The sequence below is a fragment of the Ornithinibacillus gellani genome, from assembly GCF_003730295.1.
Taxonomy (GTDB): Bacteria; Bacillota; Bacilli; order Bacillales; family Amphibacillaceae; genus Ornithinibacillus_A; species Ornithinibacillus_A gellani.
In genome coordinates this window covers 121,189-146,894 of the sequence record NZ_QTSZ01000051.1, presented here as the reverse complement: position 1 = coordinate 146,894, position 25,706 = coordinate 121,189, and the positions used below count along the sequence as shown (strand labels likewise).

General features: G+C 46.1%; 21 protein-coding genes. 15 read left to right on the top strand and 6 right to left on the bottom strand.

The genetic code is table 11. The features are described 5' to 3' along the window. The 3 genes from DX933_RS16460 to DX933_RS16450 all read left to right on the top strand — a co-directional run bounded on the left by DX933_RS16460 (position 1) and on the right by DX933_RS16450 (position 4,061). Positions 1 to 1,269, top strand: a complete 1,269-nt coding sequence (locus DX933_RS16460; RefSeq protein WP_123317521.1) for a Gfo/Idh/MocA family protein — start codon at positions 1 to 3, stop codon at positions 1,267 to 1,269. A gap of 439 nt (positions 1,270 to 1,708) precedes the next feature. After that, the gene (locus DX933_RS16455; RefSeq protein ID WP_123317520.1) at positions 1,709 to 2,698 is read left to right on the top strand and encodes a LacI family DNA-binding transcriptional regulator; all 990 of its coding nucleotides are present in this window, start codon (positions 1,709 to 1,711) and stop codon (positions 2,696 to 2,698) included. Between the two features lie 598 nt (positions 2,699 to 3,296). After that, on the top strand, positions 3,297 to 4,061 hold the full coding sequence (locus tag DX933_RS16450; protein WP_123317519.1) for a sulfite exporter TauE/SafE family protein: 765 nt from the start codon (positions 3,297 to 3,299) through the stop codon (positions 4,059 to 4,061). A gap of 80 nt (positions 4,062 to 4,141) precedes the next feature. On the opposite strand, the gene DX933_RS16445 is transcribed toward DX933_RS16450, so the two are convergent. The 3 genes from DX933_RS16445 to DX933_RS18520 all read right to left on the bottom strand — a co-directional run bounded on the left by DX933_RS16445 (position 4,142) and on the right by DX933_RS18520 (position 5,575). Further along, positions 4,142 to 4,627: a TspO/MBR family protein gene (locus DX933_RS16445; protein ID WP_223806012.1), complete on the bottom strand. Its 486-nt coding sequence runs from the start codon at positions 4,625 to 4,627 to the stop codon at positions 4,142 to 4,144. Between the two features lie 31 nt (positions 4,628 to 4,658). Further along, complete coding sequence (locus tag DX933_RS16440; protein WP_145962289.1) at positions 4,659 to 4,979, bottom strand: hypothetical protein; 321 nt, start codon at positions 4,977 to 4,979, stop codon at positions 4,659 to 4,661. A 380-nt stretch (positions 4,980 to 5,359) separates the two neighbouring features. Next, a complete protein-coding gene (locus tag DX933_RS18520) occupies positions 5,360 to 5,575 on the bottom strand; it encodes a hypothetical protein (RefSeq protein ID WP_190279567.1) in 216 nt (71 codons plus the stop codon). Positions 5,576 to 5,759: 184 nt separating this feature from the next. Between DX933_RS18520 and DX933_RS16435 the strand changes: the two genes are divergently transcribed. From DX933_RS16435 to DX933_RS16405, 7 genes are all read left to right on the top strand, one after another. Beyond that, entirely contained in the window at positions 5,760 to 6,446 is a 687-nt protein-coding gene (locus DX933_RS16435) for a GntR family transcriptional regulator (RefSeq protein WP_263363205.1), read from the top strand. A gap of 71 nt (positions 6,447 to 6,517) precedes the next feature. Then, entirely contained in the window at positions 6,518 to 7,693 is a 1,176-nt protein-coding gene (locus DX933_RS16430; protein ID WP_123317516.1) for an SIS domain-containing protein, read from the top strand. Positions 7,694 to 7,744: 51 nt separating this feature from the next. Further along, the gene (nagA, locus tag DX933_RS16425; protein WP_123317515.1) at positions 7,745 to 8,893 is read left to right on the top strand and encodes an N-acetylglucosamine-6-phosphate deacetylase; all 1,149 of its coding nucleotides are present in this window, start codon (positions 7,745 to 7,747) and stop codon (positions 8,891 to 8,893) included. A 22-nt stretch (positions 8,894 to 8,915) separates the two neighbouring features. Then, positions 8,916 to 9,875, top strand: a complete 960-nt coding sequence (gene lacD, locus DX933_RS16420) for a tagatose-bisphosphate aldolase (RefSeq protein WP_397316800.1) — start codon at positions 8,916 to 8,918, stop codon at positions 9,873 to 9,875. Positions 9,876 to 9,965: 90 nt separating this feature from the next. Further along, complete coding sequence (gene pfkB / locus DX933_RS16415) at positions 9,966 to 10,931, top strand: 1-phosphofructokinase (RefSeq protein ID WP_397316780.1); 966 nt, start codon at positions 9,966 to 9,968, stop codon at positions 10,929 to 10,931. A 1,033-nt stretch (positions 10,932 to 11,964) separates the two neighbouring features. After that, entirely contained in the window at positions 11,965 to 13,824 is a 1,860-nt protein-coding gene (locus DX933_RS16410) for a DUF2207 domain-containing protein (protein ID WP_123317512.1), read from the top strand. Positions 13,825 to 13,974: 150 nt separating this feature from the next. Then, positions 13,975 to 16,464 (top strand): copper-translocating P-type ATPase, encoded by a 2,490-nt coding sequence (locus DX933_RS16405; RefSeq protein WP_123317511.1) that lies wholly within the window; start codon positions 13,975 to 13,977, stop codon positions 16,462 to 16,464. 51 nt (positions 16,465 to 16,515) lie between these two features. Here DX933_RS16405 and DX933_RS16400 read toward each other — a convergent pair whose 3' ends face one another. From DX933_RS16400 to DX933_RS16390, 3 genes are all read right to left on the bottom strand, one after another. Next, a complete protein-coding gene (locus tag DX933_RS16400; RefSeq protein WP_123317510.1) occupies positions 16,516 to 17,307 on the bottom strand; it encodes a FixH family protein in 792 nt (263 codons plus the stop codon). Between the two features lie 24 nt (positions 17,308 to 17,331). Further along, the gene (locus tag DX933_RS16395; RefSeq protein WP_123317509.1) at positions 17,332 to 17,928 is read right to left on the bottom strand and encodes an SCO family protein; all 597 of its coding nucleotides are present in this window, start codon (positions 17,926 to 17,928) and stop codon (positions 17,332 to 17,334) included. A gap of 709 nt (positions 17,929 to 18,637) precedes the next feature. After that, complete coding sequence (locus DX933_RS16390) at positions 18,638 to 19,213, bottom strand: DeoR family transcriptional regulator (protein WP_123317508.1); 576 nt, start codon at positions 19,211 to 19,213, stop codon at positions 18,638 to 18,640. Positions 19,214 to 19,510: 297 nt separating this feature from the next. On the opposite strand from DX933_RS16390, the gene DX933_RS16385 reads away from it, so the two are divergent. The 5 genes from DX933_RS16385 (at position 19,511) to DX933_RS16360 (ending at position 25,600) form a co-directional block, all read left to right on the top strand. Next, positions 19,511 to 20,476 carry a nuclease-related domain-containing protein gene (locus tag DX933_RS16385; protein ID WP_123317507.1) on the top strand — a complete coding sequence of 322 codons (966 nt, stop codon included), beginning with the start codon at positions 19,511 to 19,513 and terminating at the stop codon, positions 20,474 to 20,476. Between the two features lie 451 nt (positions 20,477 to 20,927). Beyond that, positions 20,928 to 21,521: a TetR/AcrR family transcriptional regulator gene (locus DX933_RS16375; RefSeq protein ID WP_190279566.1), complete on the top strand. Its 594-nt coding sequence runs from the start codon at positions 20,928 to 20,930 to the stop codon at positions 21,519 to 21,521. Between the two features lie 120 nt (positions 21,522 to 21,641). Continuing rightward, complete coding sequence (locus DX933_RS16370; RefSeq protein WP_123317504.1) at positions 21,642 to 22,928, top strand: purine-cytosine permease family protein; 1,287 nt, start codon at positions 21,642 to 21,644, stop codon at positions 22,926 to 22,928. Positions 22,929 to 22,946: 18 nt separating this feature from the next. Further along, positions 22,947 to 24,041: a DUF917 domain-containing protein gene (locus DX933_RS16365; protein WP_123317503.1), complete on the top strand. Its 1,095-nt coding sequence runs from the start codon at positions 22,947 to 22,949 to the stop codon at positions 24,039 to 24,041. Next, positions 24,041 to 25,600 (top strand): ROK family protein, encoded by a 1,560-nt coding sequence (locus tag DX933_RS16360; RefSeq protein ID WP_123317502.1) that lies wholly within the window; start codon positions 24,041 to 24,043, stop codon positions 25,598 to 25,600. Before DX933_RS16365 ends, DX933_RS16360 begins: the two co-directional genes overlap by 1 nt. Positions 25,601 to 25,706: the final 106 nt, after the last annotated feature.

The window sequence follows — 25,706 nt, the reverse complement described above, 5'->3', positions numbered from 1 at the left end:
ATGACAAAAACAAAAGCAATTCTCATCGGAGCCGGTGACAGAGGGGCCAAGGCATATGCACCATATGCTAGAAACTATCCCCATGAGCTGGAATTTGTAGCCGTTGCCGAACCAAATAAGGATAGACGTGACATTTTTGTAGAGCAGTATGACCTGGATGAAAGTCAGTGCTTCGACACATGGCAGGAGCTGCTCGCAGCGGATGTGGAGGCGGATGTTGCCTTCATTTGCACATTGGATAAGGGACATTATGAACCTACCATGGCCGCAATCGAAAAAGGCTATCATATTTTACTAGAAAAACCGATGTCACCCGATCCCAAAGAATGTATTGAAATGACAGAAGCAGCGAAAAAGCATGACCGCATGCTGACAATTTGCCACGTGCTGCGCTATACACCGTTTTGGCGGGCCATTAAAAAGGTCATTGAATCCGGCGATATTGGTGAAATTGTTTCGATACAACTGAATGAAAATGTGGAAATCATGCATATGTCACACAGCTTTGTACGTGGAAACTGGAATAATAGTGATGTCACCAGCCCGATGATTTTACAAAAATCCTGCCATGACATGGATATTCTGATGTATTTGATGGACCAGCGCTGTAAGCAAGTCAGCTCATTCGGTTCGCTCATGCATTTCTGCGAAGAAAATGCACCAGAGGGCGCACCAGAGCGTTGCTTGGACGGATGTCCCGTGGCAAATGAATGCCCATTCCATGCCGGCAGATATTATTTAGGCGAAGGCCGCGGCTGGGCACGCAAATTTACAACTGACGACTCCCGCGAAGGCATTATCCATGCGCTGAACACAACACCATACGGCAAATGTGTGTATCGTTCAGACAATAATGTCGTGGACCATCAAGTGGTCAATCTGGAATTCGAAACTGGCGCAACCGCCACCTTCAGCATGTGCGGCTTCACTCGTGAACAAACAAGAATTGTCCAAATCATGGGAACAAAAGGAGAAATCCGCGGCAAAATGGATGAAAATGAAATCTCTGTTTTTGACTTCCTAACCAAGCAAGAAAAAGTAACCAAACTACCAACAACAATGAGCGGACACGGCGGGGGAGACGAAGGTATCGTTAGCGACTTCCTCAGCGCAGTCAGAAAAGAACCAGGCGCAGCAACAAGCTCATCCGCAGCCGTGTCTTTAGAAAGCCACCTGCTCGCATTCGCCGCAGAAGCATCCCGCGTCGAAGCAGGAAAAGTAATCGAAATTGACCAATTCTACCAAGAACAGCTAGCCAGAAAAGCATAACACCGAAATCGGAGACAGCCGATTTCAACCACATGAATAAGCAACCCAAGCAGGACAGAAGGAATCGGCACGCCGATTCCTTTCTAATATGGTGGGGAAGCTGATGCGCGAGACGGGGTGGTTGGCGCGCGAGTTCCGTCGTTCGGCGCTCGCCTTTGTCTGGTTGGTGCTCGAGTTCCGGCGATTGGTGCTCGAGTTCACCATGCTTGCGCACCATCTCAACCGATCTCCGTGGGCACCCTCCATGCACACCAATAAAGAAATGTAGAAATTGACTGTGGCCAATTTCATCATCATTCATGAAGTTATCGGTTTCGTTTTTGTGGCAAGGCTGAACTTGAGTGGGTCGTTTGTATGAAACAAAAAACATTCAACACCATTATAGTAAAAACATGGTAGAATAGGATTAGACAGATGTATATTTGGGGTGGATAAAAAAGTGGCTACAATTAAAGATATAGCAAAACAAGCAGGGGTATCCCCAGCAACTGTATCACGCGTGCTGAATTATGACGCCAGTTTGTCTGTTTCCGATGAAACGAAGCGACGGGTTTTTGAATCTGCAGAGGCACTCAACTACAAGAAGAAAATCAACCGACAGTTCACTGGCAAGAAGATGGCTGTCGTGCATTGGTATACAGAGCAAGAGGAACTAAATGATTTATATTATTTATCCATTCGACTTGGCATCGAGCGGCGATGCAAAGAGTTGGATATGAATATGGAAATCTTTTTCTACGATAATATTGATGATATTATTCCGAATGAGGTGGAAGGAATTATCGCCGTCGGTAAATTTGGTACTAAGCAGGTCGAGGCGCTTGTGAACATAAATCCTCGTGTTGTTTTTGTGGACCATAAACCAGATGTCGAGGCATTTGACTCCGTCGTCATCGATTTTAACCATGCGACTAAAAAAATTCTGGATCACTTTTTGGACACAGGTCATCAAAATATCGGCTTTATCGGCGGGAAAGAACAGCCGCGTGGGGAACGAACTCCGAAAATCGATCCGCGCGAACATACTTTTGTTACCTATTTACAGGAAAAAGGTTTGTACAATGAGGCCAATGTGTTCAGCCGTGGTTTTTCTGTGAAAAATGGTTACCACTTAATGAAGCAAGCAATTGAAGAATTAGGTGACGCGCTTCCAACGGCATTTCTGGTCAGTAGTGACGTCATGGCGGTCGGAAGTTTGCGCGCTTTGCATGAAGCGAATATCAATATACCAGGACGCGTCAGCATTATTGGTATCAACGATATTTCCATTTCCAAGCATATGTACCCGCCACTGAGCACAATCCGCGTACATACCGAGCTCATGGGTGAAACAGCAGTGAATATGCTGATTGAACGTTTGGAAGGTAGAACCATCGCAAAAACAACCTATATTGCAACGGAATTAATCATACGCGACAGTACAAAATAAAAGCATCCAAACAGCTGGAGGATGGCTATTGCAAAAAATGAATGATCCTATGGGAAAAGATAGGAGATGTTTAACATCTTTTATCCTTTCTCTTTTTTTGAAACAAAAAAGATTTTAAAAATGAGAAAACCACCCAACGCCGTCAGAAGCAGGGTGGTTCTCATAGAAAATAAAATTGTGACAACCACCGCCTGTACGGCTGAGGCAGCAAGAGGGAGGATTGCAGTCCTTCCTCTTTTTTAATCTATATCCATTTTAACGTAAAAACATGCAAAAATCAATGGATTTTGCTTTTTGATGTCCAATAGAACACCCTAATGGCAATGCAAAAATCGTTTCGGGAAATTTTTGTGAACAAGTAGTAATTTCTTTATGGAATGATGGATAAAACCAATCATTGTCACAAAATTTTTATAAAAAAAACATATGGCATCATTTGCAAAATCACGTTATCCGCGGTAAGCTAGAAGTAGATATGATGTTGTCGAACCCTGCTCGGGTTCTTTTCTTTGGTAGTTGATAAGTTGGAAAATAGATGACATCAGACAACGGCATACGCCATGTATGTCAACCGAATTCGATAGAGAGCGGTGTGTGAATGGAAGGAATTATACTATTATTAATTGGACTTTTCTCTGGCGCATATGGAATTATGGTTGGAGCAGGTGGAGGGTTTATATTTGTACCAGCATTGCTGTTGATTATGAATATGCCACCACATCTTGCGGCAGGAACCGGGCTAGTGATAGTAATGGTAAACTCCCTGTCTGGTGTGGCGGGCTTTGCAAAGCAAAAGCGAATCGATTACCAGCTGGCAATCTTCCTAACCATTGGTGCATTTCCTGGGTCATTTCTCGGTGCATATTTAACAAAATTCGTATCCACAGCCCAGTTTTACACGATTTTTGCCTGTGTATTGATTGGACTAGGAATCTTTCTGCAAATTAAAAATCGCAAAGGTGCATCTTCCGCGCCGAAATCGGAGCTGGAAGTGAAGCAATATCATTCACCAGGTTACTGGGCAGGTATTTTGATGCTCGGTATTTTTATGGGAACCGTTTCGACATTTTTCGGCATTGGCGGAGGCTGGCTGATGGTACCAATCTTGATGTATCTTTATAAGGTTGTGCCACACCGTGCGACGGCGACTTCTGTATTTGCTTTATGCCTATACTCTTCGTTCGGTGTTGGAATCCATATTTTCAACGGGAACGTCGATTGGTTAGCAGCATTCTGGGGAGGATTAGGTGCAATGATCGGTGCACAAATCGGTGTATTCGTATCGAACCGCATGTCCGGTCGTTTAATTGTGCAGCTTCTGTCCTTACTCTTAATTGGATTAGGCATTCGAATGTTATTTTAATTATCTTAATTAAGAAATATATTTAAAAAATTTCAACAGATACCCGTATACATCACTGTACAGGTATCTGTTTTTATTTCCTATACGTCTTGATTATCCTTCCAAACAACATAATTTAGAGCCAGCGCAAAGGACACCCATGCAATATAAGGAATCATTAACGTACCTGCAAGGCGACTTTTTCGGTAAAAATAATACGTATTCAAGGTAACCGCAGACCAGAGCATGGCAGCTTCAATGAAAGCAGTGCCACGTAAATTCCAACGAAAAAATAAAAATGACCACAAATAATTGAGCCCAAGCTGCACAGAGTAAGTCATGTTCGCTTGCTGTTGCAAGGCAGCGGGCTTTTTTTCCTTGTCAAAAAGATATTTAGCAGTTCCCATCGTTACATATAAACTTGTCCATGCAACCGGAAATACCCAAGAAGGCGGTGAAAAACGAGGCGTGTCCAACCGATGATATTTTCGCTTCGCTGATTTCGTTGCGAGCGTTCCGGCAATCGTGCCTCCAATCAGCGGCACTGCAACTGAAGCAGCCAGCCGCCATTTATTCGAAACGACCATCATACCCAACCCTTTCCCCGAAGTTTGTATACTACAAGCCTTCCCCAAACACCCAAAATAAAACGACATTAGAGAAAAGAAGATGAAATCGGGCGTCGCCGATTTCTGCATCATGGATATAGGGAAGGGATCGTCTTGAGGCGATTTCAATGATATTTTTGTATTTTACAGGATGGAAAAATTCTAGCTGCGATGTAGTTGCGTTCATGGGGAAGAAATCGGCACCAGCCGATTTCAACATCGTTGGAGTTTCTGTAAAGTCGCACATCGCCTCGCGAAGAAAATTGAAAAAGAAGGAATCGGCGAATGCCGATTCCATCCGCATTTCAACTAATAAAACTTCTTCTCCCAATTAGACCAGAAACCCGTATGGATTTGGCAAGAAGTCGCTTATCTTGGAAATGAAGTGAATTAAGTCGGTTTAAAGTATCTGACTTTGATTCATTCATGATTACGAGGTAGATAAACCTGATTTAAAGTATCTGACTTTGATTCATTCATGATTACGAGGCAGTTAAACCCGATTTAAGTTATCTGACTTTGGTTCATTCGTGATTACGAGGTAGATAAACCTGATTTAAAGCATCTGACTTTGGTTCATTCATGATTACGAGGTAGTTAAATCCGATTTAAAGTACGTGACTCCGCCTAATAATGAAAATCGCATGGGTTGGTGGTGAAATCGCATGCATATAGAGGGTAGAAATCGGCACGGGCCGATTTCAACATCATTTAAGAAACCCAAACCCTGGACCCCCTGCAAGGTCGCGCATGGAACACCCAAACTCGCGCGCCGAACGCCCCAACTCGCGTGCCACGCACCCCAACTCGCGCGCCGAACGCTCCAACTCGAGCACCACCCACCCAAACTCGCGCGCCGAACGCCCAAACTCGAGCGCCACGCACCCCAACTCGCGCGCCGAACACCCAAACTCGAGCGCCACCCACCCCAATCCCACTGAAATCGGCTCGTCCCGATTTCTACGTTTTTCCTTTTCAATTGGCTTTACATTTGGTGAAAAAGGGTCTATACTCGGGGTAACTGGTTATAACCAGTTGAACAGAATGCATTTTTATATTTGGAGGGGGGTTGGGGGTTATATTAGATAAAGCGAGCAGGGTGCCGTTGTATTTGCAGCTGACGCAGGTATTGGTGAAGAAAATGAATGCGGGTCAGTATCGCGAATATGAGAAGCTGCCGTCTGAGCGTGAGCTATGTGGGATGTATGAACTGAGCAGGATTACGGTTCGGCAGGCATTGCAGGAACTGGAGCGCGAGGGTTACATCTATAAGGAGCATGGCAAGGGGACGTTTGTTGCGCCGAAATCGTATAATCAGCGTTTGGTGAAGCTGTATAGTTTCACGGAAGAGATGAAGGCGATGGGCAAGGAACCGTCCACGAAGGTGCTGTCGTTTCAGCGGCTGGCAGTGAATGAACGGCTGGCAGAAAAGATGGGGCTGGATGATCAGGAGGATGCGTATCAGGTAACGCGGCTGCGGTTAGCGGATGGCGAACCACTCATGTATGAGACATCGTATTTGCCGGCGCGATTATTTCCGAATTTGACGGAGAAGGCCCTCACTTACCGACCAATGTATGATGTGTTCGCTGATGATTATCAGATTACCGTGACGAAGGCTGTGGAACGATTTGCGGCGACAGCGGTACGCGCGCAGGAGGGAGCCTTTCTGGAGATGCGCGAGAATCAACCGGCAATGCTGATTAAGCGTTTTGCCTATCAAAACAAGCAATTATTGGAGTACACCGTCAGTGTCGCACGTGGGGATAAGTTTGATTACACGGTTGAGCTGACGTAAAAACATTTGAACAAGCGCCAACTGGTCATAACCAATATGGCGATTATAAATATCATAATGGAGGTTGTCACATGTTTAAACTAACAGAAGAACAATTACAAGAAGGCATGGCAGGACATACGGCTCGCGAGATTTACCAGCAGCCTGGTCTATGGCAAAAAACATTATCCGAATTATTTCAGCAGCGCGAATCAACGCGTGGTTTCCTGGAGGATGTCTATGCGAAACATGATCGCGTCCGCGTTATTTTCACAGGTGCAGGTACTTCTGCATTTGCGGGTGACACGATTGCACCGGCACTTTCCGCACAGCATCAGAAAAATGTTCATTTCGAATCGGTTCCAACGACAGATATTGTGTCCAATCCGACGAACGTTTTCATGAAGGATGAGCCGACGATTCTCGTATCATTCGCTCGTTCTGGAAATAGCCCGGAAAGTGTTGCAGCAGTGAAGCTAGGTACGAAGCTTGTAGATGATTTTTATCAAGTTGTTATTACTTGTAATAAAGATGGTCAGCTTGCAAAAAATACTCAAGGGGACGAGCGCAGCATTACGTTCTGCACACCAGAGGAAGCAAATGATAAATCGATGGCAATGACAAGTAGCTTTACGAGCATGATTTTGGCTGCATTTGCATTATTTACGGTACATCCATTTACAGGCAATACTTCCTCTAAAGTGATTGCAAATGGCGAGCACTTACTGGATAAAATGACTACACAAATTGATCAGCTATTGGAATTTGATTTTGAACGGATCATTTATCTAGGGTCTGGTTTGCTTGGACAGCTGGCACATGAAGCAGCGTTAAAAATGCTCGAGCTGAGCGCTGGACAGGTTGTAGCGGTTCATGAATCTTCTCTAGGCTTCCGTCACGGTCCGAAGTCGATTTTGAATGATAAATCCGTTGTCGTGTTATTCATGTCACAGGATCCATATACACGCAAGTATGATATGGATATTTTACGCGAGGTTGCAGCGGATGAGTCTGGTCTTCAGGTCGTTGTATTGACAGAACAGGCAGATGAAGAAATTGAAAAACTAGCAGATGTAACGGTAGCCGTTAACTTCGGCCAAGAAAGTCTAACGACGGACTTCCAGTTGGCACTTTTATACATCCTATTCGGTCAGGCATTGGCATTGAAAAAATCAGTACAGCTTGGCATCTCACCGGATAACCCAAGCCCAACCGGCCGTATCAACCGTGTTGTAAAAGGGGTAACCATTTACGATTACGAAGGCTAATCTGACAGCCTTTTTACCAAACGATAAACCATCAAAAAGGAAGCGATACGTATGAAGTATGCAATCCACGCAGCTCGATTTTTGCTCGAGCAGGAGGAAGCAGGTCCGGGATACCTTATTGTAGAGGATGGGCGCTTCGGTGAAATAACAGCCGAAGCCCCGCCGGAAATGGACATCATCGATTATAGCGACTATACGATAGCACCAGGACTTTTTGATACCCATATCCATGGCATCGGTGGCTACGATATCATGGATGGTACGGTCGAGGCTGTTCAAGAAATATCGAAAGCTTTGCTGCCACTTGGAGTCACGAGATTTTTACCAACGACATTGACGTCCTCGCCAGCGGATTTAGAGCAAGCGATTGTTTCGATCCGGAAAGCGGTGGAAACCGGATTGTCAGGTGCACAGTCAGCGGGGATTTTTCTTGAAGGTCCTTATTTTACCGAAGAGCATAAGGGCGCACAAAACCCGGCCTATTTCCGTGATCCAGACGTAGCGGAATTTCATAAATGGCAGGAGCTCGCAGATGGCACGATTGTAAAGATCGCCATCGCACCGGAGCGTAATCAGGCTGCCGCATTTACTAAGGAAATGAGTAAAGAGGTTCTTGTCAGCTTAGGCCATACAAATGCGACCTTTGATTGCTGCCAGGAGTTAGTAGATGCAGGTGCGCGGGAATATGTGCATTTATTTAACGGCATGCGCGGTCTACATCACCGGGAACCAGGTGTTGTTGGTGCAGCATTGACCGATTCCCGAGCCTATGCGGAGATGATTTGTGACGGGCATCATGTTCATCCACAGGTTGCCACGCACGCTTACGCAACCAAGCAGGACAAGCTTGTGCTCATCACCGACTGCATGCGAGCAGGCAACATGCCGGATGGTAATTACATGCTAGGGGAATTCCCGGTTGTGATGCAGGACGGTATTGCTCGTACCGAAGCAGGTTCACTGGCAGGCAGTACATTACTTTTGAAAAATGGTGTGAAAAATTTACAAGCCTGGAGCGGCAGCCCGCTGTATGATGTGTGGCATCGCGCCTCCTTATCACCGGCAGCAAGCCTCGGCTTGGAAGAACAATTTGGTAGCATCGCATCAGGTAAAACAGCAGATTTCGTAGCGATGGATGACAGCTTTAACGTACATGCTACTGCAATCGCTGGAGAAATTCGTTTTGAGTCAAAAAAATAACGTAATGTGAAAAGGAGTTCTTATCATGGGTGAAAATTTGAAACAGCAACGTTTGCAAAAATTAATGAATGACAGTGGTTATTTCAGCGCATTGGCAATTGACCAGCGCGGTGCTTTGAAGCGAATGATGGGCCAAGAAACAACAACAGAACAAATGGAAGCTTTTAAAACACTTGTATCCAGCGAGTTAACGAAATATGCTTCTGCTATTTTGCTCGACCCAGAGTACGGTTGGCCAGCTGCAGCGGCAAAAGATGCAGGCTGCGGATTACTCGTTGCCTATGAAAAAACTGGCTATGACACAAGTGAAAAAGGACGTTTCCCAAGCCTTTTACCAGAATGGTCTGTAAAACGCCTTGTTGAAAAAGGTGCAGATGGTATCAAGGTGCTATTGTATCATGACATCGATGATGAAAGTGGCATCAATGAGAAGAAGGATGTTTTCATTGAGCGCATCGGTTCTGAATGTCAGGCAGAAGAAATTCCATTTTTCTTGGAAATCATTACGTATTCTGAAGAAATCGAAGACGTAAAAGGTGCTGCATATGCGAAAGTGAAGCCACAAAAAGTGATTTCCTCTATGAAACATTATGCAGATCCACGCTTCAACGTTGATGTTCTTAAAGTTGAAGTACCTGTCACCATGGGCTTTGTAGAAGGCTATGCAGACGGCGAAGTATTGTATACGAAGGAAGAAGCAGCTGCATACTTCAAGGAGCAAAGTGAAGCAACAAATATTCCATACATTTTCCTAAGTGCTGGCGTATCTGCACAGCTATTCCAGGATACCCTTGTATTCGCAAAAGAAGCTGGTGCTAAATTCCACGGCGTGCTATGCGGCCGGGCAACATGGAGCGGTGCAGCAGATGCGTATAAAGAAAGCGGCGAATCTGCAGCAGTACAGTGGTTACAGGATACTGGTAAAGCAAACATTACAGAACTGAATGGTGTATTGGAAAAAACTGCCTCTGCAGTAGAATAATAGAACGGTAGCCTGCCCGTGCACGGTAATGCTACAATAATATGACATGCTTAAACAGCGAAGAGAATACCTCAAGCATCATGCATGGAAATGCGGATAGAGGAGTGTTTTTTGAAAATGATTGCAACGGTTACATTGAATCCATCAGTAGATATAAGCTATAAGCTGGATACATTTGAATTGGATACAGTCAATCGCGTATCCGACACATCCAAAACAGCTGGTGGAAAAGGACTAAATGTGGCTCGCGTACTGAAGCAGCTTGGAGAAGAGACAGGTGCAACCGGCTTTTTAGGCGGTAGCCTCGGATCCTTCATTCGCACAGAGCTATCAGGAATGGGCATTCAGGACCAGTTCATTGAAATTTCCGGGGAAACCCGCAACTGCATCGCCATTTTACATGAGGGCAAGCAGTCAGAAATTCTCGAGAGTGGTCCGAAAATTAGCGAATACGAAGCTAATTTATTTCTGGAAAAATTCGCCAAGGTCGCCGAAAAAAGTGATGTGATTACAATTTCCGGTAGCCTGCCAGCAGGTCTTGGCAAGGATTTCTATCAACAGCTCTTAAAAATTGCCAAAGAAAAAGGCAAGCGCACCCTCTTGGATACGAGCGGTGACGCATTGGAAAAAGCACTATGGGGCGATGACAAGCCATTTCTCGTAAAACCAAATACAGAAGAGCTTGCCGCACTCATTTCAGCTGATTTCCAATCCAAGGAATGCATCGTGGAAGCCATTCAAGCATCCATTTTTGACGATGTCGAATGGGTCGTCGTCACACGTGGCGGAGATGGTGCCATCGTCCGACACCAGGACCGAATCTATGACGCTACCATTCCATCCGTAGACGTCGTCAACCCAGTCGGATCAGGTGATTCCGTCGTAGCAGGCTTTGCTGCCGCATTTCAACGTGGCTACGACACCGAACAATCTATCAAATTTGGCCTCACCATGGGCACACTCAACGCCATGGAAGAAAAAACCGGCCACATCAATCCCGACAAAATCGACTGGTGCACCAACGCAATAACAGTCAAAGAAATCAACATCAACTAACAAAAAGAAGCTTGCCGAAACGGCAAGCTTCTTTCTTTTGGGAGGAATCCCAGCGGAGGAAATCGGGCAGTGCCCGATTTCAATATCATCTAAGAAGGATGGAATCGGCGCGCCGATTCCAATTCATGTAGATAAACTTGTTTTAAGTTATCTGACTTTGGTTCATTTGCGATAACGAGGTAGATAACACGGTTTTAAGTTATCTGACTTTGGTTCATTTACGATAACGAGGTAGATAAACCTGATTTAAGTTATCTGACTTTGGTTCATTCACGATTACGAGGTAGATAAACTTGATTTAAAGTATCTGACTTTGGTTCATTTACGATAACGAGGTAGATAAACCTGATTTAAGTTATCTGACTTTGGTTCATTCACGATTACGAGGTAGATAAACTTGCTTTAAAGTATCTGACTTTGGTTCATTTACGATTACGAGGTAGATAAACTTGCTTTAAAGTATCTGACTTTGGTTCATTTACGATTACGAGGTAGATAAACCTGTTTTAAGTTATCTGACTTTGGTTCATTCACGATTACGAGGTAGATAAACTTGATTTAAAGTGCGCTTCTTCACCAAAGAGTGGTAATCGCATGCATCTGGCCAGAAGTCGCATGCCTAAAAAAAGAAGAAATCGGTCTACACCGATTTCAACATCATCATCTAAGGATGGAATCGGCGTATCGATTCCTTTCCACCATCATCAGACCATAAGGACGAAATCGACCCACCCTATTTCTACATCCATCTCCATTCCCTGTAATCGGCCGAGCCGATTACCACCCTTTTTCCCTTGATTGATGCGCAGCGTGATTGGGTAAACACAAACAAGCATAAAGTGAAAATTTAATCTGTCGAGGTTTTCGCACCTCTCTCACTGATGGTTAGTTGAACGAATCAGACTTTTACTGGCTGTTGCTCCCCCCCTTACAATTTTTGTTATCTTTTGAAGTGGGGGGCTTACGTGATAAAATTGAAACGTTTTTGCAGGTTCTATCGTATTACGTATTAACGGACTAGGGAGGTTACTTCATGAAACATACGAGAGTGATATTATTTGGTATATTTATTTTTAGTTTATTGATTGTTGCTGGCTGTGATGGGGATCGTACTTTTACCATCGATGAGGTTGGCATTGATGCGCAAATAGATGAGGCTGGCAATATGCAGGTTACGGAGGTATTTACATATACATTTGATGGCGAATTTAAGGGGACGACTCGTGTGATAAATGCCGATGTTGAAAATTTCAGGGCCTATCTGACCGATAATCCGAGTCCGACGCAAGCCACGGATAACCTGGATGCATTGAAGGTGGAAGCGGATGACGGGGAGTTTGAAATTCATACGAAGTCGAAGGATGAAACGAAGTCTGTCGTGTATACCTATACGGTTGAGGATCAGGTGAAAAAATATCAGGATGTCGGCGATATGACGTATGCATTCTTTGATGATTCCAACGAAACGGATTTACAGCATGTATCCATAGCTGTGACGACGCCTGGGCCGGGTAATGATATACAAGTATTTTTGCAGCCTGGTGCGACAGGAAATGTAGAGGTTGCGCAGGGCAAGGTGCAGTATGATACAGATTTGCTGCAGGCGGGGGAATCGACGTCGTTTCGGCTTATTTTTCCAGCCGACCAGCTGACAAAGATGAAAACGAAAGAGAAGCTGGTTAAGGATGATATTATAAAAACGGAACAGGTGCTGGCGGAGCGGAAGGCACATTATGAGGAGAACTTTGCCAAAGCAGTGCCATACTTGATTGCGGGCATGGTGTTTGTACTTCTTTTTGGGATTGGGTTATATATCGTCAATCCAAATCGAAAAGGAAAAAACACGGAGATCGACCAAAAGCTGCAAATCTTCGAGGAAACTGATCCATTGCTGGCACAATTTATTGTCAAGGGAGAGTCACTGCCCTATGAATCATTTTTAGCTGGGTTATTTTCCTTAAAGCGCCGTGGTATCGTTACGATGGAAGAGGTACCTGCGACGGTAACGGATCAGGAAGTGAGCTATCGTTTTACACTTACTGGTAATGTAGCGGATGGCGATCAGGCAGATCATTATTTGATTTCTTGGTTGTTTACCGAGGAGGATGAGCGCGGCAGCTATTTTCTACTCGAATCCATTATGGAAAAAGCTACCGATTCGGATGAAGAGAAGGAAGAAAAAGCAGAGCATTTCCAGAACCATTTTACCATTTGGATGGAAATGGTAAAAGAACGCGAGGCGTATCAGGATACGAAAAAACGTCATAAGATTTTTGGGCTGTTTTCCCTCGTGACGACACTGCTGACTTATGGGCTCTATTACTATTTTATACAGTTTGAAATTTTGACACCGACGGAACAAACCGTTCTACCGCTTGTTGGTGGTGGAATAGCGCTTATCGCGATTCTTTTCAATCGCAGCAAATGGGTGGTCGGCGGATTTTACTTATCATTATTTATTATTTCAGCAATCCTGTTTACCGATACATTAAAGCTTGGGCTGCTACTGCTTTATTACACGATTGCTGCCGGCATGGTATTGCTCGTACCGAATCGAGTTTGGCGGGAAGGCACCCGTGCGATTAAGCAGGCAGGAAGCATTATGAGAAAACAAATCAAACAGGGCAATTATCCTGTTGGAGAAGATCCAAAACGTGTAGAAGCCCGCTTGGAATATGCGATTATTCTCGGAGTTGGTGAAGCATATGCGGAGCAGTGTGGTAAGCAGCAATTACCAGCGTACACCAATCTGCCATTGGTGCTCAATCCTGTGATGGCCGCTGTCGCATTACAGCAAACCCCTTCGCATATGTATGTGACAACGATGGCAGCATCAACTTCAACTAGTTCCAGCACCAGCTCTGGTGGAGGCGGTGGAGCAGGCGCATTTTAAAGGACCGTTGATTCGTTCAAAATAGGAAATCTCTTATGAGGAGAGGTTTCCTATTTTTTTGTTGAAATGGATGTGTGATTTGTAAAAAATGAGGGAAGAGTTGTTAACAGAATGATGATTCACGGTAGAGAAAGAAAGGAGCAAGTAGCCATGTCCAAGCAGCACGATGAGAAAAATCACAACCATCAAGATGCTTCTGACACGCAGCAAACAGATTATACAACAGCGGATTCCGCAAGCGATAAACAGCATGACCAGAGTGCGCATGAATCGAGTCGCGCCAAGGATTCGGGTCACAGCGAGCATTCGGATCATGCCGCTCACGATCACGACGAACAAAATCACGACGAGCATAAATCGAATCACGATGCACACGAGCACGACGCGGACGATTCCGGTCACGACTCAAATGGGTCAGATCACGGCGCTAACCATTCGGACCACAGTGACTACGCCGACCACGCGGGTCATGCCAAGGATTCGGGTCACAGCGAGCATTCGGATCATGCCGCCCACGCGCACGACGAACAAAATCACGACGAGCATAAATCGAATCACGATGCACACGAGCACGACGCGCATGATTCCGGTCACGTCAATCACAGTGACCACGCCGGCCATGCCAATCACAGCGAGCATTCCGGCCACAGTGACCACGCCAATCACAATCATTCTGGTCATGGGCATCATGGTCACCATGATCACGGGGATATGGTAGCGGATTTCAAGCGACGTTTTTTCATCTCGCTAGTGGTGACGATTCCAATTTTGGCATTGTCACCGATGATTCAAAGCTTCATCGGTGTCGATTTTCATTTTCCATATGACACATACATTCTCTTTGCTTTGGCGTCCTTTGTGTTCTTCTATGGGGGCTGGCCATTTTTGACTGGTGCAGTCGATGAACTCAAAGAAAAAAATCCTGGCATGATGACGCTCATTGGCCTCGCCATCATCATCGCGTATGGCTATAGTGCGCTGACCGTGTTTGGCTGGCAGGGGGATGACCTGTTTTGGGAGCTGGCGACACTCGTTGATATCATGCTGCTCGGTCATTGGATTGAAATGAAATCCGTAATGGGCGCGTCGAATGCGCTCGAGGAATTGATTAAGCTCATGCCGAATGAGGCGCATCTGTTGGATGAGGATGACAATGTCACCGATGTACCGCTGTCCAAATTAAAACAAGGCGACCACGTACTTGTGAAACCGGGTGAAAAAATCCCTGTTGATGGAACGATTGTCGATGGAAATTCAGCCGTCGACGAGGCAATGGTCACGGGAGAATCAATTCCTGTCGAGAAGAAAAAAGGGGAAGAGGTCATTGGTGGCTCCGTTAATAAGGAAGGATCGTTAACGGTCAAGGTGGAGAAAACCGGTAATGACTCGTATTTATCCCAGGTCGTCAACCTTGTCAAAGAAGCACAGGATTCCAAATCGAAAACCCAGGACCTAACGAACCGCGCGGCCAAGTGGCTGTTCTATCTTGCCCTGACAGTCGGCGCGCTCACACTGGTCATCTGGATGCTTGTCGGCTATTCCTTTGACGTCGCGGTGGAGCGGATGGTGACGGTTATGGTCATTACTTGTCCGCATGCACTTGGACTCGCGTCTCCACTCGTAGTCGCTGTGTCGACGTCCATCTCTGCACAAAAAGGTTTACTCATTCGTAACCGCGCCAATTTTGAAAATGCCCGCAATCTCAATGCCGTTATTTTTGATAAAACCGGTACATTAACAGAAGGCCGGTTTGGCGTGACGGATATCGTACCGAGTGAGGGCCATCAGGAAGAGGAAGTGCTGGCGCTTGCTGCTGGACTCGAACAAAACTCCGAGCACCCGATTGCATCCGGTATTTTGCAGGCAGCAAAGGAAAAAGATTTAAAGCTTGGCAAAGTGTCCGATTTTGACTCGATTACTGGAAAAGGAATTGAAGGAAAAGTAGATGGGGAGGACGTGCTCGTTGTCAGCCCAAGCTATATCAAAAATCAATCCCACACCTATGATAAAGAATTGTTTGACAAGCTGTCCAAAGCAGGAAAAACCGTCGTATTCGTACTAAAACAAGATGAACTAATTGGGATGCTGGCACTCGCTGATATCGTCCGCGATACCGCGAAAGAAGCCATTGCGGACCTGAAGGAGCAGGACATCCATTCCATCATGCTCACCGGTGACAATAAAAAAGTCGCCGAATGGGTGGCAGACCAGCTGGACATGGATGAGGTCTATGCCGAAGTGTCGCCGAATGACAAGGCAGACCGCGTCAAACAGGTGCAGGAAAAAGGCTGGCGCGTAGCCATGACCGGCGATGGAATCAATGATGCCCCTGCACTAGCGACTGCTGATTTAGGCATCGCGATTGGCGCAGGGACAGATGTGGCAATGGAAACGGCAGACGTAGTCCTCGTCAAAAGTAATCCAAAAGACGTCGTTTCGCTCATCGATCTATCACGAAAAACATATCGAAAAATGATTCAAAACCTATGGTGGGCAAGCGGCTATAATATTCTTGCCATCCCGCTCGCAGCCGGGGCACTCGCGCCATTCGGCATTGTACTCAGCCCAGCAGTCGGTGCCGTACTCATGAGCCTAAGCACCATCATCGTTGCCATCAACGCCAAGCTGTTAAAAGCATAAAGCATCTAAAAAAATCCGCATGTCAGCGCGACATGCGGTATTTTTTTGCCATTATTTTTCTACAACAATTTCAAATTCTTGATGCTCATGCAGCTCTTCATCGTCCTCCACATGAACCTGTACTTTATAGGTGCCAGCTTTTTCAAATGTGTGGGATGCAGTATACTCGCCATCCTTACCTTCTTCCGCATCCACCCAGGCATGCTGCTCCTCATGAGAAGCCTCATCCCAAATTTCATAACGTACATTCAAATCAGCCAACGCCTCTTCATGCAGCTGAATATGCGTCATCAAATCAACAGCCTCACCGACCTTCACAGCCTCAGGATCCATGAAATGCATGCCAAATCCCTCTGTGTGAAAATCACCATGGTCACCATGCTCAGCTTGGGCATCTGCGCTCGCTTCTTCCGCCTCTTCATAATGACCGCCATCGCCAACGGTCACTTCCTTCAATGGCATGGTGTGCATATCCCGCGCCGTCACATGCACCTGAATATGAAACAATCCATCATGGTCAAAATTGGTCTCTGCCGTATACGTACCATCCTCATGATTGGTCGCATCAATCATTTCCGAGTCGGATTTCTTCCCTTCTTCCCACACCTCGAAAACAACCTCATCCGCATCCTTCACTTCCTCGGAACCAAACGTAACCGTCGCTTTCATGTCGACACGCTCATCCACAGCCACTTCCTCCGTTACCTGCAGATCAACCTCCAGCATTTTAAGTTCTTCCTCATCCCCAGAGCCTGACGCATTTTTATTATCAGACTTTGCACCACAAGCAGCCAACGCACCAAGCATCAACACCAAGAACAATATTCCGACTTTCTTTCGCATTGAAAATTCCCCCATGAATTGAGATTAATTGAGATCGAGTTGCTTCAAATCTTCCATAATGATATCCATATCACTCGCAGTCGTACCACCATACTTCTTGATAATCTTGCCCTCCGGATTCACAAGGAAAAAGCTCGTCACATGTGTCACCTGATCAGAATCCTCCGGCGGCGCCTCCAGCAAACTCATGAACGACTTCACAGACAACTCCTTAATCGTCTGAAAATCATACCCAGTTAAAAAAGTCCAATTACTCAAATCCGCATTATACTCCGCCGCATACTCCGTCAACACCTCAGGCGAATCATAGTCCGGATCCACACTAAACGAAACCAACTGAATATCCATGCCTTCCTCATTAATCCGATCCTGCAAAGCCGACATATTCGTCGTCATCGGCAAACAAACCGTCGTGCAATTCGTAAAAATGAAATCCGCAATCCAATAACTACCCTTCAAATCCTCCAACCCAAACTTCTCATTATCCTGCGTCGTAAACTCAAACGCACCAACATCCTTATCCATATTCGTCTCAATCTTCTCTTCCACATCACCAGAACCAGAACCACACGCTGCCAAAAATAACATCAAGCCCAACAAAGGCCCAACCAAATATCGCATACCAATATCTCCTTATTCACAGTAGTTGAAGGAATCAAACAACCATTCCCATAATCATGTTAAGCCAGTGTGCCACTTCACATAGCCCATGTACACCCGCTGACTTACGCACGAGCTAGTCGAAGTCGCATGCTTTAGCGCGAAGTCGCATGCCCAGGCCCCGAAGTCGCATGCATCTGGCCCGAAGTCGCATGCCTAGGCCTCAAAGTCGCATGCCTCTGACCCGAAGTCGCATGCCTCTGCCTCAAAGTCGCATGCCCTTGGCTCGAAGTCGCATGCCCTTGGCTCGAAGTCGCATGCCTCAGCCTCGAAGTCGCATGCCTTTGCCTCGAAGTCGCATGCCCTTGGCCCGAAGTCGCATGCCTCTGGCCCGAAGTCGCATGGACTTGGCTCGAAGTCGCATGCATCTGGCCTGAAGTCGCATGCCTCAGCCTCGAAGTCGCATGCCTTAGCCTCAAAGTCGCATGCCCTTGGCTCGAAGTCGCATGCCTCAGCCTCAAAGTCGCATGCCCAGGCCCCGAAGTCGCATGCCTCAGCCTCAAAGTCGCATGCCCAGGCTTCGAAGTCGCATGCATCTGGCCTGAAGTCGCATGCCTCAGCCTCGAAGTCGCGCTCCTATCAATAGGTTTGAATTGGGTTACCCAATTCATTCCACTTCAAATTCAATGGTTTGGATGGAATCGGCGCGCCGATTCCTACCTCACATTCATTAATGACAACCTTCTTGCCCATTCATCTTGTTGTGCATTATTTCAAGTGCTGTCTCAAAATCATATACCTCTCCGCCAAATCCGAGCACGAATTTCTCTGCATGCTTTTTGTTGGCAAAGGTGAGCACCTGCGGCTGACAGCAGCCAATTTGCAATGATGTATCCATCACATACCAAGCATACGGTGCGCCAATCGTTGTGTGTGTGAAAAAGTCATGGCAAAGCGCCTGATTCATTTCACTACCAAGCTGCCGATGGCGAATCAACCCGCAATGCGCACAGCATGCGGTTTCAATTTGATTATCGGGCAGAATAATCCGATAAGCCAGCTGTTCCTTCACGCCGCGACTACAAATAATGCATGAATCTGTCTGCTGCTTGGTCTCGGCTACATCGGATGCCAATGTAATGCCGCCAAACGTTTTATGAATCAGGCCCTCTTCCAGAAGCGGACGCAAATCGCGATGAATTGTCATCTCAGACACACCAAGCAGTTCACTAAGCTCCGAAATTTTCATGTTCTGCTTCGATTGGATCAGCGCCTTGATACGGCTTCGTCTTTCAACCGGAAGCATACGCCTTCATCCCCCTCCATCCAATGATTCACTCTAACAACTTTAAACATATTCTAACAACAGTGTAGCCGAACACCCCTTGATAAGCAATGAACGTTATGTGAACGATTTAATTACTGCCCACATAAAAAAGCTTTTCTAAAAGGATGACAGCTATATTATTCAAATTCTCACAATGGAAATGATAAAAATACCTTTATAAACGCACTCAAAACAGCAATTTTACACGGAAAAGCCGATTTGCAATCCCTGCCTAAAGCTACTATATTTATAGCATATAGAAGGGAGAGGACCCATTTGGAAAGAAAAAAATCACTACAAATACAAGCCCTGGAAGCGCTGGTACCAAGATTATCCCATCGTTTTCCCCGCTATCAAGATATCCAGACCGACCTCGCCAAGCGTATGAAAGGCTATATTGGCGAAAAACAAATGGATTACCACTTAACAACGTTGGACGGACCGTACCGAATCATCCCCGATGTCCACCTCACCGTAAACGGCGACTATTTTCAAATTGATACCATCATCCTATCGCAGCACGCCATTTATATGATCGAATGCAAAAATTTTGACGGCAGCATCCACTTTGACACGACACTCCGACAGTTTACCCGCAACGATGGACAAGCAACCAAAGGCTATCGCTATCCACCAACCCAAGCAGAAAAACAAAAACTTCGACTACAAAATTGGCTCCTGCATCACCAGCAACACCAAGCCATACCCGTATACTATTTCATCGCAATCGCAGAACCGTCCACCATCATTGAAGTCACTGGAGACGAACAATCCATCGCAAGACTTATCGCACACAGCGAACATATTCCCACCATGATCGCAAAAGTAGAACGACAACTATCCGAACGCGGTGTCCGAAAAATCGACACCATGACCCTATACCGCCTAATCACCCAAGCAAGTAGAGAAAAACCATCACATATTTTGACCTACTACGACATCAAGCCAGCAGACATTATGCCAGGCGTCATCTGCCCCAACTGCAGCACCCTCGGCATGCAACGAAACTACGGCATCTGGATCTGCCTCAGATGCAAGCACCGATCGAAAAACGCACACCGCCGGGCAATCGCTACATATCAAATGCTTATAAAACCCGAAATTACGAATCAGGCCTTACGAGCATTTCTAAAAGTAAAATCCTCATTTGTAGTTACTCGCCTGTTAAAGTCAAGTGGATACCACTTCAACCATGTCAAACGCACATGGAGTAAAATCAACGATGTGAGCAAACGGCAGTAGCCGTTTGCCTCCATTTAAAATAAGCACCTAACAGCGAAGTCGCATGCCTCAGCCTCGAAGTCGCATGCCTTTGCCCCGAAGTCGCATGCATCTGGCTCGAAGTCGCATGCCCTGGCATGAAAGTCGCATGCCTCAGCCTCGAAGTCGCATGCCTTTGCCTTGAAGTCGCATGCCCAGGCCCCGAAGTCGCATGCTTCGCGCACCACCCACCCCACCCCCGCCACCCCTCAGAATTGGGGAACCCCAATTCTTTCCCCTATCACTTGGAATCGGCCCACCGATTCCGACCTTTCCAACAAAAATAAATTTCATTTGCTAGTAAATACTGATAATTCAATATTGGTGGCGCTTACGGAAGAGTTAATTTTTACTAAATTGTCTAAAAAATCATTGACTTGATGGATAAAAAGTCATATAATCCAACCTAACACTTATTAGGTGGTGGTGGGGATTGCGTAAGAAGCTGATTAAGGCTGCGGTGAAGCAGTATGCGTTGCATGGTTATCAAGGTGCGACGATGAAGAAGGTTGCTGATGAGGTGGGGATTAAGGCGGCGTCGATTTATTTTTTTTATAAGAATAAAGAGGAGTTGTTTATTGCTGCTTTTCAACAGCTTTTGGATGATCACTTTTGGAAGATGAAGCGGATTGTTGAGGAAACGAAGGGAAAGCCGATTGAAGAGGTGTTGACGGCGATGTTTGCGGGGATTGCGGCGCACCATAAAGGGGATATGCAGGCAACGAATGCGTATATTTCGCTTGTTACTTCGCCGATTTCCGAAGAGGTTTCGAAGGATCTTCATCACCATATGGCGCGTTATAATGCTTGGCTCGTCGAATCATTGGAATCCATGCTTCAGGAGAGCTATCCCGGAATCACTGCGGAAGAAATGGATCGCGTGATTAAGCAGTTTGTGTTGATTGGGAATGGCATCTTTTGGGGGATCAAGTTATACGATCAGCAAGATTTCGATGAGCAGCTGCGGCTGGCCAATCATATTATGTATGCGTTGCTCGAGGATTTGAACAAGGCGTATAAAGGTTAACATCACGCGTTGGACAGCGTGTTCCTTTGGTTACGTTAAATATACAGAATATTTCAATATAGGTGGGTGTGAATCCCCATGTATGGCATACATGACAAACAACAACAGGAGGGAAGGACAATGGGGAACAAAGCAAATATTGGCGATGATTATTCGCTAACAAGGGTGCCGATGTCGGCGCGACAATCGCTATGGAGTATTACGATTATTCGAGTTGGGGCGTTGGCGACGATTTCTCAATTTATCCTCGGTGCTTCCTTGGGTTACGGAATGACTTTTTGGCAGGCCGTTTGGGCGACCATACTCGGGAGTGTCATTTTACAGGTGATTAGTTTTCTGCTCGGATATGCTGGTGCGCGGGAGGGGCTGTCGACCAGTCTATTATCCAGGTGGACAGGCTTTGGTCGCTATGGTTCCAGTATTATCGGCGGTGTGATTGCGATTTCCTGTATCGGCTGGTTTGGCGTGCAGAACTCCGTATTTGCGGAGGGAATTGTTCAAGCAACCGGTGGAAAATTATCGCTGCCAATCGCAGCAACGATTACCGGCTTGAGCGTGACGATTCTTGTTATATTTGGGTTTAAATTATTAAGTATTGTCGCATCGATTACCGTTCCAGCATTCCTGCTGGCGATCAGCTTTGGTATTTTTCACGTGCTAAGCGAGCATTCGCTGCCGGATTTAATTGCGGCGACTCCAGCTGGGGATCCTTTATCCATGGGCGCAGCAACGACAATGGTTGCGGGTGGCTTTATTATCGGAGCAGTGATTACACCAGACTTTACCCGATTTGCGAAAAGTGGAAAAGATGTATTTTGGATGGCGACAATCGGTGTTCTTATCGGTGAATTAGGAATCAATTTGATTGCCGTATTGCTGGCGCTGGCCGCTAGAACGAGTGACGTTGTCAGCATCATGGTCCAAACTTCGGGCTGGTTTGGCGCGCTCGTCGTGATTCTATCAACGGTAAAAATTAATAATTTAAACTTATATTCTTCTTCGTTAGGCTTTACCAATATTTTTGATTCTATTTTTAAGGTGAAATTGAACCGCGGTATGGTGACGCTCGTCATTGGGGTCATTGGTACGCTTCTTTCCATCCTTGGCATACTGGATTACTTTGTTGATTTTCTCGTATTCCTAGGGGTGCTGGTTCCGCCAATTGCCGGGATTATCGTAGTGGAATACTTCATTTTGCGCACCCATCGCAAGGCATTGGATGAGTCGCGAGCAGAGGGGAAATTACCGGAGCATGTGGAGGGCATTCATCCGGTGACACTGATTGCCTGGGCGGCTGGATTTGTAGCCGGATATACGATGACAATCGGTATTCCTTCCATCAATTCACTGATAATCAGTGGGGTCATTTATTATGTCGGTATCAAAGTTTTCAAGAAGAAATCATAGCAGCATGGAGGTTTTAACATGAGAAAAGTTGGCAAACAAGAAATTGAAGATATCGCAGTTGGAGCGGCATTACTTGGAACAGGCGGTGGTGGTGATCCGCACATAGGCAAGCTGATGGCGCTGCAGGCCATTGAAGAATTCGGTCCAGTCACCGTATTGGATACAGACGAGGTTCCAGATGACGCACTCGTCGTGCCGTCATCCATGATGGGGGCGCCGACGGTCATGCTGGAAAAAATTCCGAGTGGCGAAGAGGCGATTTTAGCATTTAATCAATTGGAAAAATATTTAGGGGAAAAAGTTTACGCGACTTTCCCAATTGAAGCTGGTGGTGTCAACTCGATGCTCCCATTCGCACTTGCAGCAAGACTCGGCATGCCAGTTATTGATGTGGATGGCATGGGACGGGCTTTTCCTGAGCTGCAAATGGTGACCTTTTATTTAGATGGCATTTCGGCGACGCCTGCTGTCATTGCCGATGAAAAAGGAAATACATCGCTCTTATCGACAATTGATAATGTGTGGACGGAGCGAATTGCAAGAGCAGCAACGATTCAAATGGGTGGCTCCGTCATGAATGCGATGTATTCCATGCGCGGAAAAAATCTAAAGGAAAGCGGCATTACGAATATTTTGCAGCTGGAAGAACAGATTGGAAAAACCATTCGTGAAGCAAAAGAAAATAATGTTAACGCAATTGAAAAAGTATTGGAAACGGTGGGCGGATTTGAATTATTCCAAGGAAAAGTAACGGATATTGACCGTAAAACAGAGTCCGGCTTCGCTCGTGGAATCGCCACTTTTGAAGGTACAAATGATTATAAAGATGAAACGCTCGAGCTTCGTTTTCAAAATGAACATTTACTCGCACAAACGAAAAATAAGCTCCTATGCGTCACGCCAGATTTAATTGCCGTTCTCGATGCGGAGACAGGCTTGCCAATTACGACAGAAGGAATCCGATACGGCTCCAGATGTGTTGTGATCGGAATTCCATGCCATCCAAAATGGAGAACAGAAAAAGGAATCGCAACCGTTGGCCCAGCATATTTTGGCTATGACGTGGACTATACACCAGTCGAGGAGCTTGTGAACGAGGGAGGCAGAAAATAATGGCAGCATATCGAATCGGAATTGACGTTGGGGGAACCCATACAGACGCTGTATTACTAGATGAAAACAATCAGGTCCTATCTGAAACCAAATCATCCACCACTGCGGATGTCATGACAGGCATTTATCAAGCGATGCATGAAGTCATCACTTCAGCAAACGTTGCATGCGAAAAAATTAAATACGCCATGCTTGGGACGACACATTGCACCAATGCGATTGTTGAACGAAAAGGGCTTAATAAAATTGCCGTCATTCGTATCGGCGCTCCGGCAACATTGGCAGTGAAACCACTCGTTGGCGTGCCCGACGATTTGCGCGCGGAACTTGGCAAATATGTCTATCTCGTTGAGGGCGGTCATGAATTTGATGGACGTGAAATTGTCCCACTCGATGAAGCACATTTGTATGAAATAGCCAAGGAACTCAAGGGAAAAGTAGACTCGATTGCAATCACATCCGTATTTTCTCCCGTTTCGCAAGCACATGAAGAACGGGCAAGAGATATTTTCGCAGAGGTCCTCGGCTCAGATATGGCCATTTCTCTATCATCTGAGGTCGGCTCTGTCGGCTTATTGGAAAGGGAAAATGCAACCATCCTGAATGCCTCTGTCGTAAACGTAGCAAAAACTGCGGCAGATGGATTTATCCAAGCGTTGAAAAATGAAGGAATCGAAGCAAAAGTATTTTTCGGTCAAAACGATGGCACGCTCATGTCTGTAGCATATGCCGTAAAATATCCCATTTTCACAGTAGCATGCGGGCCAACCAACTCCTTGCGCGGCGCCTCGTACTTAGGCGACCTATCTGATGCCATTGTTGTAGACGTCGGCGGGACCACTTCTGATGTTGGCGTATTAATTCATTCCTTCCCGCGTGAATCATCATTGGCAGTCGAAATCGGCGGCGCAAGAACGAACTTCCGCATGCCTGATCTAATTTCAATTGGACTCGGCGGCGGCACCATCGTCCGCATCGATGAAAATGGAGACTTCTCCATTGGACCAGACAGCGTCGGCTACCGCCTGCCGGAAAAAGCGATGATTTTCGGCGGCGACACGTTAACAACGACAGACGTCGCTGTCGCACTAGGAAAAGTGGAACTAGGTGACCCGGCAAAAGTCGCCCATCTGGACCGCGCATTACTAGAGCAGGTCTATGCAAAAATGGTAGTACTCGTCGAAGAAGCAATCGACAAAATGAAAACAAGCGCAGACCCGATACCAGTCATTCTCGTTGGCGGCGGAAGCATCCTCTTCCCAACAGAATTACAGGGCGCATCAACCGTCATCCGCCCGGAACACTCAGGCGTAGCCAACGCAATCGGATCCGCCATATCCCAGGTCAGCGGCCAAATCGAAAAAATTTACCTACTCGACGAAATCGGCAGAGAAATCGCCCTACAAGCAGCAAAAGAAGAAGCCATGTCCGAAGCAACCCAAGCAGGGGCAAACAAGGACACCCTCGTCATCGTCGACATAGAAGACGTACCACTCGCCTACCTGCCCGGCAACGCAACAAGAGTCCGCGTCAAAGCAGCCGGCGAACTCAAACAATAACAAACAAGAAATCGGTAGCGCCGATTTCTTTTTGTTTATAAGTATGGAATGGGAAGGAATCGGCTGATGCCGATTCCAGTGGATGACTGCGTGTTGCTGGTAGGGA